This is a genomic window from Microcoleus sp. T3_B1 (assembly GCF_036700445.1).
Lineage (GTDB): Bacteria > Cyanobacteriota > Cyanobacteriia > Cyanobacteriales > Microcoleaceae > Microcoleus.
This window is the reverse complement of sequence record NZ_JAUBOX010000084.1, coordinates 1-26079: the sequence shown is the minus strand read 5'-3', so window position 1 is coordinate 26079 and position 26079 is coordinate 1. Positions and strand designations below refer to the sequence as shown.

The following is a 26079-nucleotide window of genomic DNA, read 5'->3' as shown; positions in this document are numbered from 1 at the left end:
GTGAACAATAACCGTACTGTTTCAGATACTAAGCGAAGTTTCTATACGATTCACACTCGACCGATCAACTCAATTTACCGTCGAGTGGTGGAAGAGTTGATGGTAGAAATGCACTTGCTTTCGGCGAATGCCGATTTTCAATACGACCCGATTTATGCTTTGGGTGTAGTGACAGCTTTTGATAGATTCATGCTTGGGTACGCCCCAGAAGCAGACAGAGTTTCGATTTTTAACGCTTTGTGCAAGTCCCTAGAAGACGATCCAGAGCGCTACAAGCAAGACGCTCAGCGATTGGAAAGCTTGGCAGATAGACTTTCCGGGCAAGAGTTGCTCTCGTGGCTCGATCGCTCGACCAGCTTTGAAGATACAGCGGATTTGCAAGCGTCTTTAGGGGCGATCGCCAGCAACCCTCAATTTAAGTACAGCCGCTTGTTCGCGATCGGTTTGTTCTCGCTATTAGAAAAAGCTGACCCTAACTTGGTAAAAGACCAAGACACGCGAAACGATGCGATCGCCAAAGTCAGTGCGGCCTTGCACCTGCCAGAAGACAAAGTTAGCAAAGATTTAGATTTGTACCGCAGCAATTTGGAAAAAATGGTCCAAGCGCGAATAGTGCTTCAAGATGTCATCCAAGCGGAACGGAAAAAACGCGAAAAGCGAGAGACAAAAGTTACCGCTGGCCCTTCGGCTGAGTCTTCTGACAGCAGCAATTAATCGTTTGAAGGAAGAAGGAAGTTCGGCAACGGATTTTATAACGGATGTAACGGATATCAGGAACAAGGAAGGGAGTTTTTTATTTTTTAGCTAAAATAAAAAACTCTTAAATTTTAATTTTTTTTCTTGAATTCAGGCTTCGGCCTTGTGCCTTCAGATGTTGGTTGCTCAAAAAATAAAAATCCCGCTTTCTGAATTGAGCGGGATCGACTTAACCATAAATAGAGCTGTTGGGGTGGTACTAAGGCTGCGGCTCAAAATTAGTGGCGTTAGCTTGCAGCCAAGTGCTTAGCTGTGAAAGAACTTCGTTTCCCGAAGACTTGCCCAAAGCTGTGGGGTTTGGGGTGTCGGGCCTGTCCAAGTTGCGGGCGATCGCTGCGTTGACTTCTTTGGAAATCAAATCGTGAAGTTGCTCTTTAGCCCTAGCCCTTTGAAAGTGAGCTCCCTCTTCCGTCGTAGCGTACAGAGGTGGCAGCCTATTTAAAGCATAAGCTGCAATATCTCCCACATCCAGACTTAGGTCGCTCGTCGCCTCAATTTCCGCTACCCTAGCGATCGCATCGCTGAGCACCAACTCTTCCATCACGTTGATGAACTGTTTGCGTGGCAGAACCACAACTTCGCCAGTCAACAAAGAGCCCATCAGACGATCGAGAGCCATGTACTCTTCGATCGACAATTCCGAAGCCGTATTGCAGATCCGTCCCACCTCAGCTTCCATAGACGGCGTTAAATAGCCATCCTGCAAAGCCTGTTCAACAATTTTTTCAATACTCATATATGCGTCCCCGCTCAACGGCATCATCAATAAAGTTTTGTGAAGACGCGATTGTTAGCGTCTTGAGATTCAAGTTTTGAGAGTTGAGTTGAGAAATTTTATATAAATCCTAACTCAATACTGATAACCCATCACAGTTATCTGCACACCCCAGCCACAAACTTACCCCATAATTGACTGCTTTATCCGTCAAAACCTGTAAAAACTCCTACTCAACTCCCTGAAGCCGCCAAGGTACAGGATCGACGGACTGCCCGTGCACGTAAAGTCCCCAGTGCAGGTGAGGGCCTGTCGAAGCCCCCGTTGACCCCAGAGTACCAATTACTTGACCGGCTTTCACGAAATCGCCTTCCTGGACATCAATCCGGCTGAGGTGCATCAAAATGCTTGCTAGCCCTTGACCGTGGTCGATACCAACGACGTTCCCGTGGATTTTGAACCCTTGGGATTCGCGTCCCACTAGAGATACCCGACCTGCTGCTGGTGCAACTACAGGAGAACCGTAAGCACCCGCGTAATCAACGCCGCGGTGGTAGTAGTCTTGAGCAAATACCCCATTATAGTATCGCCGAACTCCGTAAATAGTGGTAATTTCGCCGGAGTTGGGGCGCAACAATTTGCCGTCCCAAAATTTTTCGGGTGTCACGAGTGCTTTAAATGCGTCTACGCGATCGAACTCCGCGTCTGTACCTTCGCTGTCTTTCCCAGGCGGTAGCCAGATGGATTGGGTGGGAAAATTGCGATCGCGCACTTGCACGCTCAACTTCTGCACTTGTCCGTCACCTGCGACTTGAAGAAGGCGGGCACCGGGTTTCTCTAGCGGCGTCGTCGGTAGCAGGGCCCGAAAGCGACCGTTGCCGATGGGAAACGCGGGGTAGTTTTTTTGCTGTAGAGAAACTTGTGGAGTTTCCCCGCCGTTACCGTCAACCTGAATCATTACTGACAGCGTATCTCCCAGTTGGGGATTTGTCGGCGTCACAACTACCTGCAAAGCTTGCACGGGCAGGGCAAAACTTAGAATACCAGCAACAATTCCCCCGATCGAAGTGGCGGTTAGCTTGTTTACTTTCAACTGCTGCCACCGCAAAATCAGACCCGTAACTATTTCCGCACTTAGCCCGCCGTTGCCTCGACTCACAGTCATTCTCATCACTAGGTGTCCTTAACCTTTGTCTCGCTGATATATTTTTAATATCTAGACTAACTATACCAATCCGCAATGATTCGAGAGAAACAGCCGTAGGTAAAAAGCTTGGTAACAGATTGGGAGATGAGAGACTAAAGTGAACAAACCTGACGGTCTACTGAGTACAGTTAGACCGCAGGCTTCTTTTTCCTTTTTTTTCTCATGCTTTTTATAGTGAGGTAGTTCCACCCCCACTTGCTAATATATTATCAGAGTATTTCCCGATCATCTTGGGGTATAAAAGAATAATTGTCGCTTTGGGTACCTACACCCAACGAGCCTTTCATCACGCGGGCGTAATTCCCAACGGGGTACGGGGCGCAGCGCTCAGATTAATCCCCTCTAAATATACGCCCGGGACTTCCCGGCTGGTAGTTAAATAAATACTTAAGAACACTCAAAAATTGGGCGAGACGATCGTACTTTCGCACAAATCCCGTTGCCTTCCTCAATTCCAAGATTTACCATACTTCGGACAGTTTCATTGCCCACGCATAGGTAGCTAGAAACCCGGTTTCTACGAGTTTTGCGACGAGTCACGATAAATCTAAGAAGAAACCGGGTTTCTGAGGTCTGCGTGCGTCCGCCCCCGCTGGCGTTTTTATGTCGTAGCATCAAAGCCTTGATTTTCACTTTTGGCTGATAGTGTGCTTCGTAAGCGTTGCTTGCAGCTATTGGATCACCCTGAAACCCTTATTTTCAGGTGCTCAAAAAATGTCCGAAGTGTTGCTGCTGTTAAATCAATTCTTTCTTGACCGTTTACTTTCCTAGAACATTCCTAAAACTCCCTAGTTATTGTAGCCTATTTTTGAGAAAGTAGTATTAATTTCCAATTTTTAAACCTCCACTCTCAAATGAATGGTATGAGATAAAAATTGAGAATGGCTATAATCTATCACCTAGAATTATAGGGATTCAAAGGCAGCGGTGAAACCATCTAATGTCAAGCATTCTTCCATAAATTCCTCTACATCGTTGACATTCTCAAGCTGATATTCCATGATGCGTTGACCGTCGCCTTTCATCTTTTTGGAAGAAAGAGGCGTGGCCGGATATTTGGCAGCAATGGCTTTGAAAGCTTTGGAATGGATATCCCAGCTTTCAGCAGAACATTTTATGGTTAAACGCCACATAATTAAATTACTCCTTGGGTTTGGTTTACTAAGAGTCTGACACGAGTAAAACTTAGAGCGAGAGTGCCGAAAAATCAAGGGATTCTGTTGTTTGGAAAAAAGTTAAAAGCCGAGCCACTATGTGAGCAACACCACCCTTAACATTAGACTCAACATTCAAAGGCATCACCGGATCATGGAGTGATAAGCGTAACAGAAACCAGCCGGATTCGCTAGCTGACGTGCAGGAAATTCGCAGGCCTTCGTAGTTATTGGGAACTATTTTCCAGTCAGGTTGCGTTGAGACAAATTGTTGCAGTTGCTCAATAACGCTCTCGCCGTGAGCCTTGAAATCATCTACACCAAGTTTTATCCGAAATTCTGCACTTTCTTCTGGCTCTTTTAAATTCGCAATTAAATCTGGCAAAGATTGGTTTGCTAGCCTTGACTTGGCCAATTCAATCAATAATTTGCTAACCAAATAAGCGCCATCATCCAAAAAGTAATTTTCTTTCAAAGCTCCATGTCCAGATGTTTCAATCGCCAGCCATGATTCCTGGCCGGCTTCATTGAGGCGGATCGACTCGTCAATCACATTTTTGTAGCCGCGTTTAAAGCGATGGTGAATCCCTTTTAAATCTTGTTCGATGAATTGTGTCAAGCCATCGGAGGTGATAGAATCGGTGACAATGGTAGAGCCTGGGTGTTCTTGTAATACGATCGCAGAAATCAAGGCAATTAAGCGATTGCGATTGAGTTCCTTGCCAACTTGATCGACTGCCGCACTGCGATCGACATCGGTATCAAAAATAATCCCAAAATCGGCTTGATTTTCAATTACCGCTTGACAAATCGACTGCATTGCCTGTTTATCTTCGGGATTTGGCACATGATTGGGGAAAGTACCATCGGGTTCTAAAAACTGACTGCCCGTGGTGTCTGCACCTAAAGGTTTTAAGACTTTATCAACATAAAAACCGCCAGCACCATTGCCCGCATCCACAACAATTTTTAATCCTGTTAGTGGTTGCTCAAAATTATCTGGATGATTGACGGCTTCCCGGATATTTTTGACAAATTGGTTAGCATAAACAGAGATGAAATCATGCTTTGTAATGTTACCGGGCGATGCGGCTGGCTGGAAGCTATTGCTTTGGGCTAGTGTTAAGATATCTGTAATATCCTGTTTTTGTAACCCACCTTTGGCGGTGAAAAACTTTAAGCCGTTTCGATTAAATGGCAAATGGCTAGCAGTGAGCATAATCGCGCCGTCGCAATCAAAACCAGGGGTAATGGTACTCATAAACATGGCGGGGGTTGAGGCCATTTCAAAGTCGTACACGGTTGCACCAACTGAGGCGATTCCCTCCATGACTGCTTGCATTAAGGTAGGCCCTGATAGGCGACTGTCACGCCCGATCGCGATCGTTAATTCTGCCGCAGGTTTATTGACTTTTTGCACCAGCCAACTGACAAATGATTTACCTAAGATTGTCGCAATTTCGGGGGTGAGGTTGACTTTTTCATTGGGAACGCCTTCGAGGGCGATACCGCGAATGTCTGAGCCATTTTGAAGTTTTGTCCAGTTGAAGTTTTGCATAATAATTGATGGTAAGTAAAAAGATCGGAGTCGGTGGTTGAAACCGATTATACAAACTTTCCTCTGCAGCCCGTTCGACTGAGCGCTAGCCGAACGGCTTTCGCGGACTAATAAATAAACAGGGGAGAATTTTGGGATTTGGTATTATATCATGTCCGGTCGATTACCCCTAATACGGTAGGGGCGGGTTCACGAAAAATATCTGCCAATAATTGACAATCTCAAAAACCCGCCCTTTTAATCGCGGTCACTCGATCGGACATGAAATTATTAGTCATTAGGGTGACAGAGTTTTTCAATTCAATCAGCTAATCGGCATTTAAGTTGTATTTAAAGAAACAATCCCAGTCTTGTGGGTGGGATTTGAGCAACGCCCCAACTATCCAATTGAAATGTGGAACAGCTTACGGGAAATTTCTGACTAATCACCGCTGAGATTAAGCTGTGATTCCTTAGCGGGGTTCAACGCTGTAAATTGCCTGCAAGCGGAACTCACCATGAGCGGGAACTTCCACAATATCTGTAGCTGCATTGGTCGTTTCTACGCAGAGTAAACGCTGATAATCTGCATCATCAAGGTCGGCCATATTTGCAGAAATTGTCACCCAGGGATTCCACACTACGACGGATTTACTACCCGATGATTTAATGCGAATCCGGCGATTGAGGGCGCTATCGTCAATGACTAATTCATTGGTGACATCGAGATAAATGCGATCGACTTCACCTGCTACTACCACTGCACCCACTTGAGTTTTTTCCACACCACCATCCGCTTTATCAAGATACTGGCTATTTTCTAAGCCTAAAACCTGCACGCGGTTGATATCGCCGACTTGGAAATAGGTGTGCAAAGCTTGGGTGAGGGGAAATGCTTTGTCGCCTAGATTGCGGGTGATTAATTCTACAGTGAGGGTGGTGCCGATCGTAATTACGATCGCCAGTTCAAAGGCTTGGGGCCAAATTGCTCTAGTTTCATCGGTATCCTTGAGCCCTAGAGTGACTTTGGTTGCGCCGTCTGGGGTTGTGGCGGTTTCTAGCACATTCCAGAGGCGATTCCGCACAAACCCATGACTCGGACGCCCCAAGGCTTCGGGATCTGGGCCAAACCAGGGCCAACAGATGGGTATACCGCCTTTGATGGCTTTCCCTTCTGCGTAGTAGGCTTTTTCGCTGACGAACATCAAGTCTGTGGTTTCGGTGGCTGGTTGAAAAGATAGCACTTGACCGGAATACACAGAAATTAAGGCTTTGGCTTGACCGTTGTCGATGTGAATCATGGGGAAACCACCGTTTCCGGTGGCGAAGGTGAGGTGTCCGGCTATGCCGTAGTCTGTGTTTAATTGGTCAATACTCATCAGAAATATGGGTTTGAAACCCCGTCCTTTTAGGACGGCTTTACATTGGATGGGGGGGGAGGAATTCTCCCCCGATGAATGCTTGTTACCGCCTTGGATATACTAACGACGTTCGACGTTTTGTATTCGCCTTTAACCCGGACAGTTACGGATCGAGTGCTTTCTACCTGTACGCATAACAAGTGGCGGTAAGCCCGTGTGTGTATATCCCTTCGCCACTGATATCCCTTGAGGTTACAGACTAGGGAGGCATCCAGTAACATCGTTCGGTGTACCACCACCAGATAATTCAGTTTGTCTCAAAGACGCAGGCTAGACACTGTTTTAGTCTCAAATTAAGAAGGTGGTGAGTCTTCCTCTTTCAAGCCCCATGCCTTTAGGCTGGGGTTAGTGACGCTTTTGGCTTGGTGAATTGCTTTACAATTATCCGATATTATGGTTGCTAAATTGGTTAGATTGTTGGGTTGGAGGGGGGAAGGTGCGATCGACACAACGATGCCGTCAGAGAAACCGATGGCGAGTCCCAACACATCGCGAGGGATGTGCGATCGAACCCACCGACACACCTTGCTGAGTTCCCTGTAAGCAAGCTAATGCAGCAGTTCATCAAAAGACGGTGCAGCCGCAAAACTCCGCATCTCTTCGAGGGTGATTTCAGGTGACAATTGCCACAAATGCGCCTAAAACAAGCCAAAGAGCACTATCCGACTGACTGCATCCGCTAGCGTTCGCATCGAATCACGTCACGGCGATGGGAACGTGCCTTGTACAGGAGCCGATCGCAGAATCAAAAAAGCCTTTATTGAGCGACTGGTTTACAGAAACACTAAAAAAGTTATTCCTAGTGGATTTGTGTAAAACCGACGATCGCAAATCTGCTTAATTACCAAGCGCGAGCGTATTGAACTGGAGCAGGCACGGATTGACGTAGTTGCTTCGCAGCCCGCATCGGCCAATAAGGATCGCGCAGCATTTCTCTGGCAAGTAATACCATATCTGCTTGACCTGTACGGATGATGTGGTCAGCCTGGGCGGGTGCAGTAATCATACCAACGGCTCCGGTGGCGATGTTCGCTGAGCGTCGAATGCGATCGGCAAAAATAGTTTGATAACCTGCACCCGTGGGAATCTTTTCACCCGGTACAATTGCGCCTGATGAACAATCGATTAAATCAACACCCAGTGACTTTAATTTATCGCTGAGTGCAATACTTTGTTCAATGTCCCAACCATTTGGAACCCAATCGGTTGCAGAGATGCGAACCCAAAGCGGTGTTCGATCGGGCAAAACATTTCGCACCGCTTGTACAACTTCACATAGGAACCGGATGCGATGCTCAAAACTGCCACCATAGTCATCAGTCCGTTGATTGGTCAAGGGAGACATAAATTCATGCAGTAGGTAGCCGTGAGCCGCATGAATCTCTATTACGTCAAATCCGGCTGCGAGAGCGCGTTGGGCTGCGTTGACAAAGGATGTCGTCAACTTTTGAATGTCTTCGATACTCAGAGCAATGGGGGCGGGGCTATCGGGTTCAAATGGAATGGCGCTAGGGGCGATCGAAGTCCATCCTCCTTGAGATTCCGAAAGCACATCGCCGCCATCCCACGGAGGCGCTGTACTGGCTTTTCGACCTGCATGAGCAAGTTGAATTCCTGCAACCGCACCGTTGCGGTGAATTAACTCGACGATTCGCGCCAACATTTCAATGTGAGCATCGTCCCAGATTCCCAAATCTTGCGGCGTAATTCGTCCTTCAGGCTCGACTGCCGCTGCTTCAGTCATCACCAGCCCTGCCCCTCCTACGGCTCGACTGACGAGATGAACCAGATGCCAATCATTCGCGAACCCATCAACACTGGAATATTGACACATGGGAGAAACTGCAATGCGATTTCGGAAGGTAACACCACGTTGATCCAATGGCTCAAATAAATGCGACATGGTTGTAAACCGCTGAGTTATATAGCAATCCTAAATGATTCGTGTAATTCTTGTAGGGGCTCTCCCCACGCCCGGTTGCCCCGCCTTGACTGGGGTAGGCACGGGGAGTAGGGGTAGCACTACCCCTACATATTTTTACAAATGATTCAGGATTGCTATATAAATGCACAGATGTCAAGCACAGACTTTCTTGACGCTGGGAAGTTGAGTGACCTCATTGCACCAAGTCCGCAGCTTTGAAGTTTGCGCGATCGTTGCTTCGTACTCTGGGGTCTCGGATAGGTAGGTGAAGACTGGAATTAGGTAGAAATCGCCAATGCTCAGTTCGTCACCGAGCAAATACGGGTGTCCTACAGTTAGGGACTCGATCGCCTCTAGTGCAGTCTTTACAGGTGCAACGGCAGCTTTGTCCAACCTACATCCCGAATGGACTTGTCATTTTGAGGTATCAGGAGCAACGACAAACTTACTTGTCTAAAACCTAAATCTTTATTGTTAGCAAAACCGGGGATTACTAGAAAAAAACACAAAAGTGCCTGAGTAATTATCCAGCATATTGGGTAAATCCGCAAGCAGGGCTTGAACAAATAAAAACTATTTTAACTAATCCTTTTTACCGATCGCATATCTGTGAACCTACACCATGATAAAACCGCTCAATACAAAAAAGTAATCAACACCGCTCCACCCTGCCTGAAATAAATTAAAAAAAGTAACTTGATTTTATCTCTCGGCGCTCATCTCGTTGAGGTGAAACATTACCACTAATACAGTCGCAATCCCTCGATAAACTTGCAAGAGGTTAAGCTTTTTGTGAGGAGTTGAACTCTGTGCCATGAGAAAATACCTGGGTCAAGGGTGGTCGTTGTCCTTGCTCCCCAACTACAGTCAACCCACTAAACATAGTCAACACATTAGACACTATAATATAACTTTATACTTTTTTCATAAACTTGTGCAAGAAGACTTCCGACTGATCGTTGACTTAGTTCTAGTTCTCGCTGCTGCCGCAGCAGGAGGACTCTTTGCATCGCTCTTGCGACAGCCGGTAATTCTCGGCTACCTGCTGGGAGGGATCGTAGTTGGGCCGGCCGGTTTGGGGCTGATTAAAGAATTAATTCAGGTAGACACCCTGGCTGAATTCGGGGTTGCCTTTCTGTTATTTGCCTTGGGAGTGGAATTTTCTTTCGCCGAACTCCAGAAAGTTAAAGCCATTAGTTTGGGCGGGGGGGGCTTGCAAATTGTGCTGACGATCGCCATTACTACTGCAATTTCCTTGGCTGTAGGGTGGGTAGAATCGCCCGCTCAAGGCGTGTTTTTAGGATCGATTCTGTCGCTTTCATCGACTGCAGTCGTCCTGAAATGCTTGATGGAACGCAATGAATCCGGTACTTCCCACGGTCAAGTCATGCTGGGAATATTAGTAGTTCAAGATTTGGCTTTGGGGCTAATGCTAGCAGTTTTGCCGGCACTCAATCAGCCAGCAGAAGCGATCGGCATGACGGTAGCGTGGGCCCTGCTGCGGATCGGGTTATTTGCTGTCGGTGCTGTAGTCGCCGGCATTTGGATGGTACCGCAATTGCTGCGATACCTCGCGCAAACAGAAAGCCGGGAACTGTTTTTGCTGGGAGTTGTGGTTTTGGCTTTAGGGATTGCGCTACTGACAGAATATTTGGGTTTTTCGATCGAGATGGGCGCATTTGTAGCGGGTTTAATGATTTCGGAGGTGGAATATGCCGACCAAACTCTAACTTATGTCGAGCCTTTGCGAGATATTTTTGCATCCTTATTTTTTGTCACCATCGGAATGTTAATCGACCCGATGTTTCTGTGGAACCATCTAGAAGTAATTCTGGGACTGGTATTTATAGTATTTGTCGGCAAATTCTTGATTATAACGCCGATCGTCCGACTATTTGGCTATCCGCTAAAAACAGCATTAATCGCAGGTTTGGGCTTAGCTCAAATAGGAGAATTCTCCTTTGTACTCGCTAGTGCCGGCCAAGCTATGGGGCTGGTTTCGCGCAACGTTTACCTGTTAATTTTAGGCACGACAGCAGTCACCCTCGTGCTGACTCCGTTTGTGTTGAGAAGCGTGCCACAGTTATTGAAATGGGCGGAAAATTTCGGGCCTTTGCAGCGCTATTTTGACGAAACATCTCAACCTGTGGCAATAGCTGAAACTTTGCCGGAACAAAATTATGTTGTGGTTTGCGGCTACGGGCGAGTCGGCCGAATTTTAGTCAAAATGCTGCAAAGCCGCAACTGTTCAGTTGTGGTGATCGACGAGTCAGAAAGTAGTATTCAAGACTGCAGAGTGCAAGGAATTCCTTACATTTACGGGAATGCTGCCAGCTTGCACGTATTGGAAGCCGCGCGGGTGGAACGGGCAAAAGCAATGGCGATCGCCCTTCCCGATCCTATGAGCACTCGCTTGTGTCTGAAGCGGGCTTTAGAATTAGTCCCGGATTTGGATATTGTGGTGCAGGCCAACCAAGATAAAGACATCGAACTACTTTACCAACTGGGGGCCTGGGAAGTTGTGCAGCCGGAGTTTGAGGCCAGTTTAGAACTGTCTTCCCACTTGCTGGCTGGCATGGGGCTCTCCGCAATGGCGATCGCGCGGGATGTGCAGCAAATTCGCAGCAGCCGCTATCTGGAATTGCGGCCACCGCGCGAACCTTTGGCTGTTTCGCGGGATTTGAAAGTGGCGGTTCGAGATATGAACAGCGAGTGGTACAGCTTGCCGTCAGGTTCTCCCATCGCCAGCATGACTCTGGAAGAAACTAACTTGCGGCAGTTGACAGGGGTCAGCGTAATGGCGATCGTCCGCGAAGATGGCGAGGAAATTGATTATCCTAACGGGAAGACAGCTTTGCAGTCGGGCGATCGACTTTTTGTAGTCGGAGAACCGGAAGAACTCATCAGTTTTGAGTTGCTGGCGAAAGGGGAAGTTGCAGTGCCGCAAGGCGACAGTTCTTGCCAGTGGCTGAGGCTACCAGCAAAGAGCCCTTGGGCGGGCAAAAAACTGTCAGAGGTAGATTTGCTGACCCAGTACGGGGTGCAGGTGCGGGCGATCCGCCGGGAAGGGAAATTTACTCGCTGGCCCGACGGAACTACGAATTTGCAAGAAGGCGATCGTTTGCTGCTGTGCGGCGGCTTCTACGAGCTCGGCTTGATGCAGCGGACGGCCTCACCGCCTGTGCCGCAACCTGCTTTAAAGCTGCCTTTTGTAACAGCCCAAGTCAGCGAAAAGCTGTTTAGCGATTAGGGAAGTTCGGCAACGGATTCTGTAACGGATGTAACGGATGTAACGGATGTAACGGAGGTCAGGAAGACCGAAGTTGGAAGAGGTTCGAGGGAAGAGGGAAGATTTTTCCACTCTCCCCCTCTTCCACTCTCCCCCTCTCCCACTCTCCCCCTCTCCCACTCTCCCCCTCTCCCACTCTCCCCCTCTTCCACTCTCCCCCTCTCCCACTCTCCCCCTCTCCCACTCTCCCCCTCTCCCACTCTCCCACTCTCCCCGTCTCCTTAGCCGTTGGGTTTGAGATAAGCAATTGCTGGCCGCGAGATCAGAATTTGTGTTTCTGAGGGATCGAGGACGCAAATGCAGCTATTATCCTGCCAAAAAATTCTGCCCGCTAGTAAGTCGCCGGTAAGGAGTTTGATCTCCACCTGTTTTTTGTCTTTGATGTAGCTTTGTATTAAGCGAACGCTGGGCAATCCGGTTTCAAATTCAGACATAGTTCAGAAAAATATAGTCAAATATTACCTTAAACCATATTCTTCTGTTTATACCGTTTAACCCATACTGCCGCAACTACAAGCGCGTCTACCGGATGAGGGATAAACAAGTTGGCGGCTAGTTTTCGACCGATATTCATTGAGGGATTGACATCAGCATTAATTAGATATCCCTGTGGAGTTATAAATATTATATTTGTTTATATTTCACTAGAAAGGACTATAAATTGCAGAAAGTTTTATAATACTGGGAAATGGGTAATTTGGTCAGCAAATTATCTAACCAGTTTTAACCAAAAGAGGTTTGTTTTTATGCCGATCGAGTTTGCGAAGTATCACGGACTGGGAAATGATTTTATTCTGATTGACAACCGCCACTCGTCAGAACCCGCGATCACGCCAGAACAAGCTGTGGATTTGTGCGATCGACATTTCGGGATTGGCGCAGACGGTGTGATATTTGCTCTTCCGGGTCAAAACGATACTGACTATACGATGCGGATTTTTAACTCCGACGGTTCGGAACCGGAAATGTGCGGCAATGGAATTCGCTGTTTGGCTAAGTTTATCGCCGATTTGGAAGGGTCAGAAATTCACCCCCCCCAACCCCCCCTTGCTAAGGGGGGGAGTGAATCGGAAGAAATTCACCCCCCCCAACCCCCCCTTGCTAAGGGGGGGAGTGAATCGGAAGAAATTGACCCCTCCCTTGCTAAGGGGGGGAGTGAATCGAAAGAAATTGACCCCCCCCAACCCCCCCTTGCTAAGGGGGGGAGTGAATCGAAAGAAATTGACCCCTCCCTTGCTAAGGGGGGGAGTGAATCTAAGACTGAGTACCGGATTCACACAGGTGCGGGCGTTATTATCACCGAATTGCGATCGGACGGTCAGGTTAAGGTGGATATGGGGGTTCCCCGGCTACTGGCTGCGGAAATTCCGACAACTTTGGCTGCATCGGATGCCAAAGTTATTGATGTGCCGATCGAAGTTGCTGATAAATCTTGGTCTGTTACCTGCGTCAGCATGGGTAATCCTCACTGCATTACTTTTGTAGAGGATGTTTCGGCTGTTGCTTTAGAAACTGTCGGGCCTCAATTCGAGCACAACAAAGCCTTCCCGCAGCGTACCAATACGGAATTTATTCAAGTGGTACGTTCAGACTACGTAAAAATGCGGGTGTGGGAAAGAGGCGCGGGTGTTACTCTAGCTTGTGGGACTGGTGCTTGTGCTGCTGTGGTAGCTGGGGTGTTGGTAGGAAAGTGCGATCGGGCAACTGCTGTTGAGCTCCCCGGCGGCGTTTTGGAAATCGAATGGGCAGAAGTTTCTGGGCGGATTTACATGACCGGGCCGGCACAGCGAGTATTTACTGGTTGTATTAGTCATTAGTCATTAGTCATTAGTTATTAGTCATTAGTTATTAGTCATCAGTCATTAGTCAGAAGGGATTTTTTGTTTAATTAACAAGCAATAAAAATTATTGAATTCAAAATTTTTATTGCATTCTGACCAATGCCTTCCGCATTCGCAAATCATATCATGTCCGGTTGAGCGACCGCGATTTTTGTAGGGGCGGGTTCACCAACAATACCTGCCAATAATTGACAATCTCAAAAACCCGCCCCGACGGGGATATTATGGTTAATTGATCGGACATGATATCATTGGCTGCGGACTGAAGACTGAAGACTAATAACTAAGCCTGAAATCTAAAATCTAAAATCTAAAATCTAAAATCTAAAATTAAGTAGGTGGGCTTGCATGGCTGGAGGTATTTATCTGATTCAGGACGACGACAGGCTGGTAGAAATGATGGAACAGCCCTACGACTCGGAAGACCAGTTACAAGAGTTGCTAGTAACTTATCCTAATTTGATCGCGGGAGACCAAATCGATCGGGCGACGGCGCGGAGATGGCTGTTAATTTCGCGGGAAGCTGCACCCAGCGATGAGGAAACAGCGGTGCAGTGGTCGCTGGATCATTTGTTTCTCGACCAAAATGCAGTTCCTACTTTGGTGGATGTCAGGCGAACTCCTAATGCCGAACTGCGGCAAAAAGTTTTGGGTCAGTCGATCGACTATGCTGCTAATGCGTTGGTTTACTGGCCTGTCGATTCAATTATTGCTCTGTTTGAAGCTAATTGTCGCGATCGGGGTCGCGATCCTGAACAGATTTTTGAAGAGTTTCTCGGTGCGGATGCTAATGAAGACAGATTTTGGCAGAAGGTTAAAACTAATTTGCAAGCGGGTAAAGTTCGCTTAGTGTTTGTAGCTGACGAGATTTCCGCTGAAATGCGCCGAGTTGTGGAATTTCTCAACGAACAAATGGACCCGGTTGAAGTTTTGGCCCTGGAAATTAAGCAGTATGTAAGTGAAGACGGTTTGAAAACGCTGGTTCCCAGAGTGATCGGTCAGACAGCGGAAGCACAGCAGAAAAAATCCAGCGCAACGCGCGAAAGAAGGCGCTGGGATGAATCTTCATTTTTTGCGGAAATCAAAGCTAGACGAGGCGCGGACGAGGCGCAAATGGCAAGAGCAATTTACGTTTGGGCGAAAAGTCAAGAACCTGAAGTTCAAATCCATTGGGGAACGGGGGATGCCTACGGCGGTTTCGCGGCTCAATTGCCTCAAAGGGGAAGAAAACCCTATCAGTTATTCACTGTAGATATTGCTGGCAGAATGGAGATTTCTGCTGACAATTACGGTTCCCAGCCGCCGTTTAATGCGGAACACAATTGGCTGGAATTGAGAAGTAAACTGAGTTCGATCGGTCTGTCGCTACCTATAGAACCGGGCGAGAGAAGGTCGCCGAGTCTGGCTTTGTTTACTTTGCAAGACGAATCTGCACTGAAGCAAGTTATGGAAACTTTTGATTGGGTGATTGAGCAAATTCAAACGTTATAGTTACACTCAGAGATGATAGAAACGGAGGACACGGCAGTGCCGTTTCCCTACCCCCATTAATTGTAGGAAAACGGTACTGCCCATTAGTGTAAACTTAACGTAAAACCGATAGTCCGGCAAGGGTTGAAACCCCTGCCTCAAAGCGAAAGTCCTCTCAAAGAGGACTAATGAGTTTTTCAGTCCTCTTTGAGAGGACTTTCGCTATTAGACAGGGAATTCATTCCCTGGCGGAGTGCTGGGTGGGCGGGATGACTGGCGCACAAAAAGCTTAAGTTGACACTTATGAGCCCTGCCGTGTCCTGATTGTGGGTAATATTAATTCCGAGGCTACCGGATTTGATATAACGCACCCTACCCTATGTGCTGGGTAGTATGTATATGCCCGGTTCAGTGTCTGGCCCAGGCAGAATTTCACGGCTGCTTTTAACACCTCTACTTTCGCACAGATTTGCAAACGATTCTAAACCTTCTAATCTTGCTGAAAGTTCACTCAACCCATCCAAATATTCAGCTACGGCAATTTGGCGATGTGTCCATGCTCGATCAAATTTAGCAGAACTATAGGACATTTCAAACTCTACATCAACATAATTTTTTTTGCCTCGGATTTGGTCAGGAGATAAAGTGCGATCGCTTGGTGATATTTCCGTAATTCGTTCTACTCGTTCTGAGGTAATATGGTTCTTAAACCGAGAATTAGTAAAGCGATAAGCAGTAGATAGATAAGTGTTTTCATCATTGATTAGTGCCTTCCCCCATCTTTCGGCGACTTGTTTAAATTGGGGGATTTGTAACGCCAGTAATTCTTTAGCTTCTTGATGTTTCCCTATTTCTAAGAGAAGATTGGCTTCTGTTGCTACGGCTACAGCCCAACCTTGAATAGAAACATCAGCATTAAGCATAATTTCAGCATCTAATTCTGGGGTAGCTTGCATTGCTTGATTACTGAGAAATAATCCCACACGGGAAGCTGTTTTAATGGCCGATCTCGGTGATTCATCAGGAAAACGAGAGCGCTCGTCAAGTTCAGCTTTTAAAGCTGCAATTTCTTTAATTAGCATGGCTTGATGAAGATGGGAAATAGCTTTAGCAAGGCTTTTTTGCTTTTGGCGGCTGTCTTCTACCAATAAATACAGATATGCCAATTGTTCAGAGATAATATATAAGCGATTATCAACCCGATTTAACCTATATTCAACTCGATTAAATCCTTCTTCCATGCGATTATCAATCCGATTTAAACCCGATTCAACACGGTTAAAGCCTTCTTCCATTGACTGTTGAATGTGACCTAAAGTTTTTTGTACTTGGTGCAGTTTGTAGCCCATATAGGCAAAGCCAGCAATACTGACACCAAGGTTTAAAACACTTGCGCCCGCAGCAATTTGACTTAGCCCCATCACTGAGGATAAGGTTTTTTCAATACCGATTAATTTACTCTCGACACCTATTAATTTATGATAGCTAAGCCCATGACCAATAACATCAATTCCTGCCACAATGGGAGAAAAGGGAACAGTCATCAGTTTGCTAGTCAGTCCGGGAGTTTCGGCTAAATGGCGGACAATTTGACCACCATTTACAGTTCCCGCAGCCCATCTAATAACGCTTCCATAGCGTTGCATTGAACCATTAAGTAAACCTTTGATAATTTCGGGATTGTTAACTAAGAGAGTGGTATCAATTAACATTTTAATTGCTCCTATTTAGCGATTGTAAACTTCAAGCTTTTCGTAGGCTTCCATTTGGAATCTATCAGACACTTTAACCTCAACTGCTAAACCAGCTAAGTTACGAAACGCATCATGTCTATCAAGTTGATTGACTTTAGGCTTAAATCCTTCGTCATCTTGCTTCAGTTTAATCTCAACTAAGTAAATATCATATTCTGATTCTGCTCCTTTGGCGACTGAATACTTATTGATATCAGGTTTTTGCAGAGAAAGTTCAGTGTCAGATCCTAGCCATAAATATCTAGTAATTTGGTAAAGTTGTTCTCCCTCACTAACATCAATATGCTTTTTGTCTTTTAGCGATTCAAGGAACTCTGCTTGTGAGGCAGAAATAACTAAAACTAAAACTAAAGATTGTTTAGCATTTTCCTGCACTACAGCATTTTTATCTGGCGGAGGTGGAGGATTAATAACAAATTCTCCAGGTTTTCTATCAGTTGGCGGTTGTGGTTCCTCTTGTTGCTTCTTGAGACAAAGTGCTCCTACTATCAAGAAAAAAAATACTACTAAAGGGTCCATTTTTCAACTCCTAAATTTCATTATGTTTAAAACTTGCTTCACTGACGAATAATCTCTTGTAGCTTTTGATAAACTCCTGTTGCATGATCTTTTTTAACTTCAAAGTCACGCCAGAACTGTTTTTCTTGCTCAAAATTGCCCTCAATAATACTTGATTGTTGCTGCAAAGCGCGTTCAGCTAGATTGGTAATCTCATCAACGGATTCTTCAAAGTTACTGCTAACATCATCTAACCGTTTGGAAATCCACTCAAACAAAATATCCCACAAACGTTTTTTCCCTTTCTCAATTCCACTTGACCATTGTTTTGCCATTAAGTCGGGAGAAGGAAGGAAAAGTTCAACATACTCGATATCTTCATAAATATTCCGAGTTACAGCTTCTTGGTATTCACGGGTTACAGGTCGTGTTTTTGTGCTAGAGAAACAAGAGCCATCCCTATAGCTTTCATATTCTGTTTTTCTGCGAGTTTCATTTACTTCTTCCTTACCAACTTCTTCTTTTTCTGTGGTTCGCTTTTTTTCTATAGCTTCTGGAAGTTCAAAAAACTTCTCAGGTAAAGTTGGCAAGTTTTGAGCTAACTTTTTGCGTAAATTACTGATGGCTGCTTGTTCAATATTAATCGAAGAAAAAACTTCCTCTGACAAACAAACTTTTAGTTTCTTAACTAGCTCATTAGATGGCTTCTCAACTAATGATTGTAAAGCTTGTTCAATTTTTTGAGCTTTTCCTTGCAATAAAAACTCTGCTCTTTTGGATATAGCTTTTCTCATGCTGTGATATAGCAACAGAGTATAGCGTTCATCATGTTCAATTTCTTTTGTTCCATGATTATCATCAGCCCGTACACGCTTAACTAAGTATTCTGACTTAGGAGAAAACTTACTGAGTCTTCGACTAACATTATCATAGGCTTTAGAAATATCCTCAGCTAATGAAGGTAATGTGATTTCCCCTAGTTTATCTCTGAGTTCAAAAGCTCCTTGATTATTTTTAAACGCATCGCGAACTGGAACAATTAGAGATGTGGTTAAATCTCCTTCTACCTCATTGACAGCACCAAATAGCCGAGAAAAGCTATCATCAAACCCTTTTATGTTAGCAATTTTTTTAGCCTCAATATGATCTTCAGGAGCTATTTTTAAGAGTTCTATTATTGCCTTAATATCGCCATGAAATTCTTTTTTACAAATTTTGATATTTTTATGAAATTCTTGACGAATTTTAGCAATGTTATCTCTTTCTTGTTTAACCTGTTCTTTATTGTTAATTTTTCGGGTTTGAATCAAAATATCAAGAGATTGTGCCAAAGCATTGTAATTGTCGAATACTTCCAACAATGCAGGAAGTATTACCAATTCAGCAAATGATTCTTGAACCCGCACACGGAAACGATCCCAAAGTTCTCTACCTCCACTCCATTCTAAAGAATAGTGGAGAATTTGCCGCATGGTTTCATCATCAATAATCTCATTCTCGTCTATCCGGTCTTCAAGATCGCGGAACCAATTCTTTAAATCTCGATTCTCTTTAGTATTTGATTTAATAACTCCTGCACAGTCTTGAAACATAGCCTTAAGGAGTTTTAAGCGTATCTCCTGACTCATCAATGACGGTTGGTTAAAAGCTCCTGAACCCCAAGCACACTGAGCATAATATAAAAGACGAGCATTAAAAGGCAGAACATCAGGGAGTTCTGGAAGCGATAAGACCTCTTTAATTTCTTCTCTTAACTTATCAATCCGCTCTGATAGAGGTAAATCATCTGCTCCTCGGTTATCGACCCGATTTAAGATAAAAATCATCGAATCTGTGCGACCTTGTAGATATTCGACAACTTTCTTTAATTCTTCTAATAAGCGTTTTCTGTGTTCATCATCTACCTGCATATAGTCTAAAGCCACTAAACTAAAAGCTTTATTAACTTGCTTTTGGATAGTTGCTAAGTTAGCCCGGTCTTGAACTGATTTTAATCCCGGTAAATCAATCAATTCAACTCCGATTCCGTTGGGTAAACCCAGTAAAGAAGCATCACAAGCAGGTAAAAGAGGAACATGAGCTGTTATTTGTGGCGCAACATACTCACGCTTTTTCCGCGCCGCGTGATAGGAGTGCATCACGGTGCGAATTCGCTGGTATAAATCCTCATCGCTTAATCCCGTCCATTCACCAGCATCCCAAGCAGCATCTTCCGTTTCTGCAATCATTAATCTCTGTTCTTGAGAATGTTTGATGGTTAATACACCCCCACTCATTTCTCCGGCTTCAATCGGTGCGATTTTTCGACCAATCAGCGCGTTAACAATCGTTGACTTTCCAGAGGAAGTTGTGCCCAGAGTAGCAATCCGAAAACTAGGATTTTCTAGGCGTTGGACGGCTTCTTGATAAACAGTTAAAAAATCCTGTAGGCAAGATTGAATCCCCGGATCAGCAAAAACATCCGGGGACGAGTTGACTAAGCTAGAGACTGAGTTGCCTAATTCTTGTAAAAGGTTGCGCGTGTTGTTTAACTTAGATTCAATTACAGGCATGGCAAAAATGCTTCCTTAATGATCTTTGTTAAGTATAACTAAGGAGACACGGCATCGCACCTCGTACATCCACGGATGTTTTAAACCTTGCCACAAAATAAAGAGTCACTCTTAAATCAACTTGTAGAGTGCCTCGGAGATTGATTATTTCGATTTATAACAGGTTTATTCTGCTCTGGGGCATCCTACGCACCTTGCTGTCCCGCACCTTGCGTTATATTTTTCGGGCGGGCGGGACACCCCACAATAATTCCATCAAACTTGACTGTACAATTTATATGCGCCTGAGCTTGTTAATCTCATTATTATGTTTAGGGGATAATGGGTGTCACCATCAACATAATAATGAGTTGATGCAGAGTGAGCGGCCGATCGCCAATTACCAATAACCAATGACTATTGATAGCGAATGTTTGCTTGTTTTAAGCGCCGCAATGCTTCTCCCAGTCGATCGCAATCTGCAATTAAACTAATTCTCACATATCCTTCGCCGCCCGGCCCAAAAGCATTGCCAGGAGTCACCACAACACCCGTTTGCTGCAAAACATTCAGGGCAAAATCAGTAGAACTCATGCCCGGAGTGCAGGGAACCCAAAGATACATTGCAGCCAGAGGTTTAGGAATATTCCACCCTAATTCTGCCAATCCTTCCACCATGAAATCCCGGCGAGTCCTGTAACGATTCTGCACTTCGTGCAAGTAACTATCCGGCAATTGCAGTGCTGTTTCTGCTGCTGTTTGCAATGCGGAAAATATACCGTAATCTAGGTTGGTTTTTAATGTCCGCAAACCTTGAATAATTTTGCTATTTCCTACTACAAAACCGACTCGCCAGCCGGCCATATTGTAGGTTTTGGACATAGTATGAAATTCGACACCGATTTCTTTACCGCCGGGAATTTCTAATAAACTTGTCGGTTGATAGCCGTCAAAGGCTAATTCCGCATAACACAAGTCGTGAACCAGCAAGATTTGATGTTTGTGTGCGAAAGCCACAATATCTTTGTAAAATTCGCGGGGTGCTGTTGCTCCAGTCGGATTGCTGGGATAATTGAAATAGAGTATTTTGGCTTGTTCGGCTACGCTGTCGGGAATGTCGGCTAAGTCAATTACCCAGTCATTTTCTGGTTTGAGAATGATGTTGTGAACTTTTGCACCGGCGATGATTGGGCCGCGAAATAATACGGGATAAGCAGGACTTGGTACTAATATTAAGTCCCCTGGATTGATATAGGCGATCGCAAAATGTGCTAAACCTTCTTTAGAACCCAACAAAGGCAATGCTTCGCTTTCTGGATCGAGTTCAACGTTGTAGCGGCGGCTGTACCATTTAGTAATAGTACGGCGGAAACTGGCAGTTCCTTCAAAGGGTGGATAGCCGTGATTGGCAGAATTTTGGATGGCTGCGACAGCCGCTTCTACTACTGGTTGAGGAGTGGCACCGTCGGGGTTTCCCATTCCTAAGTCTATTAAATCGAGTCCTTGTTCGCGGGCGCGGGCTTTGAGTTCATCGAGACGGGCAAATACGTAGGGCGGTAGTTTTTGCAACCTGTCAGCAGGGGTAATCCAATCCAAGGTCATTTATTTTTTGTCAGTTGTCAGTTTTCCTGGTTTGTAGTAAGGACTTTCGTCCTTGCTAGCACAGCCTTTTCAGGACTTTAGTCCTTACTACAAACTGTTTTAATTCTTAATCTTTAATTCTCCCACAGGTGCGGTGGTAGAAACCATCGCTGCCATTAATTGTTGGGGAACAACTTTAAAAGGCAGTCGGTGGATGTCGGAATTCGGATTGCAGGCGATATCGGCGGCGCGCTGCAATTCTGTGATGGTAATGTCTCCGAGTCCTAGGTTGTCTAAAGTTTGGGGCAATCCAATTTCGGCGTAGAATTTTAGCAGTTGCTGTCTGGCGCTAGCGGCGAGTTGATTGTTTTGCAGCATTTCTTCTAGTCGCAGTTGTACTAAAATGCCGTAGGCGACTTTTTCGCCGTGCAATGTGCCGTGACTTGCTAATAGATGAGTTAGGCCGTTGTGGACGGCGTGGGCGGCGACGGTGCGACATTGGGCGCCGCCAATTCCGCCGATTACTCCTGCTAGCAATACGGCTGCATCTGTGACTTCTTGCCAGGTTTCGCTACCGGGTTCTTTGAGGGCGGCGGCTGATTTTTGGAATAAAATATCGCGCAGTATTCTAGCTTGTTGGACGGCGGAAATTATCAGGGTTTGTTCGGAGTGTCCGCTGCTGACTGATGCTTCGTACCATTTGGCGATCGCATCTCCAACTCCTGCTACTAATGTCCGCTGCGGTGCGGTTTGAATTAAGCCGTAGTCGAGTATTAATAAGTCGGGACATCGGGCTAATGTGACATCGTATTGGAATGCACCTTGTTCTGAATAAATGTTAGAAAGGGCTGTCCAAGCGGCACAGGTGGCGGCTGATGTCGGTATTGTGACGATCGGGATTTTGCACTGATGGGCGACGAGTTTTGCTGCGTCTAAGGCTTTGCCGCCGCCGACACCGATGATGAAGTCGGCTTGATGGGTTTGGGCTGCCTCGCGGAGGGTTTCGAGGCTGGTTTCGCTGCAATCCTTGCCGTATGCTGTTTCGGCCGATTTTAACTGCTGCTGTTCGAGGATTGGTTGCAGGTACGGTTGGGCGGCGGCGAGGGAGTTGCTGCCGCCGACGATTAGCGGCCGCTTTCCGAAACGGGCGATCGCATCTCCGGCTTGTGCTAAGGCCGATCGACCCCGCAATACACAGGCTGGAGCAATTGTCAAGGAATAAATTGCAGTTGGGGTGGCGGTTTTAGTGCTTTGGGTTTGAGTCATCGAACCACTGGATAAGTGACGAGAAGGTTGACGCTTTGCAGGATTGCTGGATTTTCTAGGATAACTCTAACCCATGTTGGGCGATCGGGTAAGTTTTGTAAAGTTTTTATTAAGTATTGTGCGGGGTTGGGGGATGGGAGGGCGGAGTTGAGGGGAGTTGGAGAGTTGAGGGCGATCGAATTATGATTAAAATTGAGGCTTAACGTACAACTCCCAGACTTGTTTCACTGCTGCTGCATCTGGTTGAGAAATTTGCCGGGTTTTCGCTAGCAACAAAAACTTTTCCCGACAATCTAATCTAGACAAACGTACTGTAGTCATCATAAAGTCCTTCGTCTTCGGGTACGTAGCCTTTCAAAAAAGCGTCGTGGCTGCGAGTGTAACATTTCTCAATTAAATACTCCTCGCCATCGAGTACCGAAAACTCCGTTAATTCAGGATATGTCAAAAAATCTTCGGCTGTAGCAGGTATAAATGGTGCTAGTATTTTATGGCGTTCTGCTATTGGCAGGCTAGCAATTTCTCTAAGTGATAGCTTGAGACTATGTTCGGTTGTTGACGAAATATTAGACTCAGAACTTTCGCTAGGTAAGTGCTTTTTCTGTTCCGCTTTTTGCACGAGGAATTGTGCAAAGTCGAGCACTTCTTGTTGTTTCTCCGTTGGCAACTGTCGCAGATTCTCTAACACTGCTTGCTCAAAATTAATTGTTTCTGACATTTCAATTACCTTCCCTAAGCGTTTATCGGTTTATTTCTCACGCAGTCAAGTTTTGTAGTTCCATGTTGGCCAATCGCGCCATAATTTTCATCTTTCCCTTTTAGTTCACCCATCACACCGCCAAATCTTGATACTTTGATCTGAACTGCCACTAACCAGAGTGTGCCCATCCGGGCTAAAACTAACCGAATTAACCTGGGCTGAATGCCCTGTGAGAGTGCGAATTTGCTGTCCGGTTTTCAGATTCCAAAGCTTGATAGTGTTGTCTCCACTACCACTCGCAATAATTTGTCCATCCGGGCTGATGACCACGGAAAAAACAGACTCTGAATGCCCTGTGAGAGTGCGAATTTGCTGTCCGGTTTTCAGATTCCAAAGCTTGATAGTGTTGTCTCCACCACCACTCGCAATAATTTGTCCATCCGGGCTGATGACAACGGAAAAAACCGACTGTGAATGCCCTATGAGAGTGCGAATTTCCTGTCTGGTTTTCAAATTCCAAACCTTGATAGTATTGTCATAACTACCACTAACCAGAGTATTTCCATCCGGGCTAATAGCGACAGACCAAACCGAGTATGAATGCCCTATGAGAGTGCGAATTTCCTGCCCTTTTTTCAGATTCCACAGTTTGATAATATTGTCTTGACTGCCACTAGCAAGAGTTTCTCCGTCTGGACTAAAAGCAAGAGACCGAATTAAAAATGAGTGACCTTTTAGAGTGCTAATTTTTTGTCCATTTTCCAGATTCCACAGCTTAATTTGTTGGTCAGAACTTCCACTAGCTAAAATTGTTCCATTAGGGTTAATGGCAACGCAATAAACCGCACCTGAATGCCCTGAAAAAGTACGAATCAGTTCTCCTGCCTGGAGATTCCAAAGTTGGCTACAATTTCCACTGCTGTCACTAACAAAAGTGTTGCCATCTGGACTAATAACTACGGACGTAACAGGTGAAAAACCTACGCCATTAATAGTTTTTACACATTTGAAGGAGTGAGCTTTTCTAATGATTTGTTCTTCTCTTGGTTGTTGGCGTTGGGCTTCAGCTTTGACAGCTTTTTCTATTTGTTGTTGGGGTTTTGCTTTAGCTTTGGCAGTCTCTTGAGATTGACGTTCAGCCTCTACTTGCTCAATCAGCTTTTTCAACTCCTGTTCATATTGTTCTCGATGCCGCCGCTGAATATCCTGAAGAATATCAAAATAAGGTTTCACCCATTCTTCTGCCAACCCATCTTCAGCCAATTCATCCTTTAAATTAAACAACTGAGGTTCATAGCCAGGGTCAATATTGAGATAATACAAATCGGCTAAAAATCCCGCCAGCAATTTGTGAATCGCCACAATCAACTGCCGAATCATGCGGAGGGCTTTTTTCTCACTTATCCCAGATGCTAAAAGTGCATCTTTTGCCTCTTCCCAGTCAAAAGCTTTGGTAGAAAACAGGGAGACTTCCTGATTATTCAGGAATCCCCAAAAGCCGACGCGAAAAGTTACCGCATAATCGCTGATATCGCTATATAAAATTGTAGTAGGAACCGGAGATAAAATTCGCTGCAAGCGTTCCACATCAATATCACCAATCGACTCAGTGAAATAGTCGCTATAAAACTTAACCGGGCGTAAGACATCCTGTTGAGGATAATGCTGTCTGAGAAAATCTCCCACACTTCTCATCTCAATTGGCAAATCTTCACAAAAGGTTTCCGGGCATCGCTTGCTAATTTTTGGCGGTGATAGTAAGATTAAGAGGCGGTGTTGCTGCTGAAGTAAAATCTGCTTAGTTTCCTCTCGATTCAACTTAGAAAACCAAGTATCTTTATCCCAAATTGTTTGAATTTCAGCCAGCTTGATCTGAATATCCTTTGCTTGCAATTCCCGCATCAAATCCCGCTGCAAGGCTGCCAGCTTCAGTCTGTCTTGCTGTTCCTGTTCCTGCAACTCAAGGCGGCGTGCTGTTTGTGCTACTGTCAGCTTTAACAATTCGTTATCTCTGGCATCTTTCGCTTTCGCGTATTCGAGCATTTCCTGGGAATAACGCTGTTTTACTGGCTCTATCTCAGTCGAATCAGAGGATATCTGATTGGGAGCGGGAATCAGAAATTCTACCCATTGTTGAGCTTTATTGCCGAGGGTTTCTCCTAGTTTGTGACCGATATTTCGGGCGATGGGTGACAGCACTTCCGAGATTAAGGGAGCGAGAGCGAGGATGGCTTTTGCGAACATAAATGTGGGTGAGGATGCGGTTATTAATAGTGTAGCAGGATGTTAGGAGGTATAATTCGGATGGTTGCCCGATATTCTGCACTTGTTGCTTTTTAGATTTAATTTCATCATTGATAAGCTGTCAAACATCTAAACTGCATTAACTAAGTTACCTTTATTTTTTATTTTTCGGTTCCATTTCATAATTAGTC

The 26079-nt window shown here is 45.4% G+C and carries 20 protein-coding genes; 4 read left to right on the top strand and 16 right to left on the bottom strand.

Going from position 1 to position 26079, the window contains the following annotated elements; translation table 11 throughout:
• Positions 1 to 714, top strand: a complete 714-nt coding sequence (gene psb29, locus QT990_RS29620) for a photosystem II biogenesis protein Psp29 (RefSeq protein ID WP_333466098.1) — start codon at positions 1 to 3, stop codon at positions 712 to 714.
• Between the two features lie 241 nt (positions 715 to 955).
• On the opposite strand, the gene QT990_RS29615 is transcribed toward psb29, so the two are convergent.
• From QT990_RS29615 to QT990_RS29580, 8 genes are all read right to left on the bottom strand, one after another.
• Positions 956 to 1492 carry a late competence development ComFB family protein gene (locus tag QT990_RS29615; protein WP_006631395.1) on the bottom strand — a complete coding sequence of 179 codons (537 nt, stop codon included), beginning with the start codon at positions 1490 to 1492 and terminating at the stop codon, positions 956 to 958.
• 208 nt (positions 1493 to 1700) lie between these two features.
• Positions 1701 to 2636 carry a M23 family metallopeptidase gene (locus tag QT990_RS29610; RefSeq protein ID WP_333144642.1) on the bottom strand — a complete coding sequence of 312 codons (936 nt, stop codon included), beginning with the start codon at positions 2634 to 2636 and terminating at the stop codon, positions 1701 to 1703.
• Positions 2637 to 3583: 947 nt separating this feature from the next.
• A complete protein-coding gene (locus QT990_RS29605; RefSeq protein WP_333144641.1) occupies positions 3584 to 3811 on the bottom strand; it encodes a hypothetical protein in 228 nt (75 codons plus the stop codon).
• Positions 3812 to 3863: 52 nt separating this feature from the next.
• Positions 3864 to 5390, bottom strand: coding sequence for a phosphomannomutase/phosphoglucomutase (locus QT990_RS29600; RefSeq protein WP_333144640.1), 1527 nt, complete (start codon positions 5388 to 5390; stop codon positions 3864 to 3866).
• 452 nt (positions 5391 to 5842) lie between these two features.
• The gene (locus QT990_RS29595) at positions 5843 to 6748 is read right to left on the bottom strand and encodes a D-hexose-6-phosphate mutarotase (RefSeq protein WP_333144639.1); all 906 of its coding nucleotides are present in this window, start codon (positions 6746 to 6748) and stop codon (positions 5843 to 5845) included.
• 335 nt (positions 6749 to 7083) lie between these two features.
• Positions 7084 to 7314: a hypothetical protein gene (locus QT990_RS29590; RefSeq protein ID WP_333144638.1), complete on the bottom strand. Its 231-nt coding sequence runs from the start codon at positions 7312 to 7314 to the stop codon at positions 7084 to 7086.
• 317 nt (positions 7315 to 7631) lie between these two features.
• Complete coding sequence (locus QT990_RS29585) at positions 7632 to 8693, bottom strand: NADH:flavin oxidoreductase/NADH oxidase (RefSeq protein WP_333144637.1); 1062 nt, start codon at positions 8691 to 8693, stop codon at positions 7632 to 7634.
• A 174-nt stretch (positions 8694 to 8867) separates the two neighbouring features.
• A complete protein-coding gene (locus QT990_RS29580) occupies positions 8868 to 9107 on the bottom strand; it encodes a glutathione S-transferase domain-containing protein (RefSeq protein ID WP_333144636.1) in 240 nt (79 codons plus the stop codon).
• Positions 9108 to 9648: 541 nt separating this feature from the next.
• Between QT990_RS29580 and QT990_RS29575 the strand changes: the two genes are divergently transcribed.
• Complete coding sequence (locus QT990_RS29575; RefSeq protein WP_333144635.1) at positions 9649 to 11964, top strand: cation:proton antiporter domain-containing protein; 2316 nt, start codon at positions 9649 to 9651, stop codon at positions 11962 to 11964.
• A gap of 260 nt (positions 11965 to 12224) precedes the next feature.
• Here QT990_RS29575 and QT990_RS29570 read toward each other — a convergent pair whose 3' ends face one another.
• The gene (locus tag QT990_RS29570; RefSeq protein WP_333144634.1) at positions 12225 to 12437 is read right to left on the bottom strand and encodes an Hfq-related RNA-binding protein; all 213 of its coding nucleotides are present in this window, start codon (positions 12435 to 12437) and stop codon (positions 12225 to 12227) included.
• A 312-nt stretch (positions 12438 to 12749) separates the two neighbouring features.
• Here QT990_RS29570 and dapF point away from each other — a divergent pair, with 312 nt between their 5' ends.
• Both dapF and QT990_RS29560 read left to right on the top strand, forming a co-directional pair.
• Positions 12750 to 13820 (top strand): diaminopimelate epimerase, encoded by a 1071-nt coding sequence (gene dapF, locus QT990_RS29565; RefSeq protein WP_333144633.1) that lies wholly within the window; start codon positions 12750 to 12752, stop codon positions 13818 to 13820.
• A 372-nt stretch (positions 13821 to 14192) separates the two neighbouring features.
• Positions 14193 to 15335 (top strand): hypothetical protein, encoded by a 1143-nt coding sequence (locus QT990_RS29560; RefSeq protein ID WP_333144632.1) that lies wholly within the window; start codon positions 14193 to 14195, stop codon positions 15333 to 15335.
• 356 nt (positions 15336 to 15691) lie between these two features.
• Here QT990_RS29560 and QT990_RS29555 read toward each other — a convergent pair whose 3' ends face one another.
• From QT990_RS29555 to QT990_RS29525, 7 genes are all read right to left on the bottom strand, one after another.
• Entirely contained in the window at positions 15692 to 17026 is a 1335-nt protein-coding gene (locus QT990_RS29555) for a hypothetical protein (RefSeq protein ID WP_333144631.1), read from the bottom strand.
• Between the two features lie 15 nt (positions 17027 to 17041).
• Positions 17042 to 17587, bottom strand: coding sequence for a hypothetical protein (locus tag QT990_RS29550; RefSeq protein ID WP_333144630.1), 546 nt, complete (start codon positions 17585 to 17587; stop codon positions 17042 to 17044).
• 38 nt (positions 17588 to 17625) lie between these two features.
• Complete coding sequence (locus QT990_RS29545; protein ID WP_333144629.1) at positions 17626 to 20118, bottom strand: dynamin family protein; 2493 nt, start codon at positions 20116 to 20118, stop codon at positions 17626 to 17628.
• Between the two features lie 396 nt (positions 20119 to 20514).
• Complete coding sequence (locus QT990_RS29540) at positions 20515 to 21699, bottom strand: aspartate aminotransferase (RefSeq protein ID WP_190739684.1); 1185 nt, start codon at positions 21697 to 21699, stop codon at positions 20515 to 20517.
• A 99-nt stretch (positions 21700 to 21798) separates the two neighbouring features.
• Positions 21799 to 22944: an iron-containing alcohol dehydrogenase family protein gene (locus tag QT990_RS29535; protein ID WP_333144628.1), complete on the bottom strand. Its 1146-nt coding sequence runs from the start codon at positions 22942 to 22944 to the stop codon at positions 21799 to 21801.
• Between the two features lie 298 nt (positions 22945 to 23242).
• Positions 23243 to 23662: a DUF2281 domain-containing protein gene (locus QT990_RS29530; protein WP_333144627.1), complete on the bottom strand. Its 420-nt coding sequence runs from the start codon at positions 23660 to 23662 to the stop codon at positions 23243 to 23245.
• Between the two features lie 105 nt (positions 23663 to 23767).
• Positions 23768 to 25888 (bottom strand): WD40 domain-containing protein, encoded by a 2121-nt coding sequence (locus tag QT990_RS29525; protein ID WP_333144626.1) that lies wholly within the window; start codon positions 25886 to 25888, stop codon positions 23768 to 23770.
• Positions 25889 to 26079 lie beyond the last annotated feature (191 nt).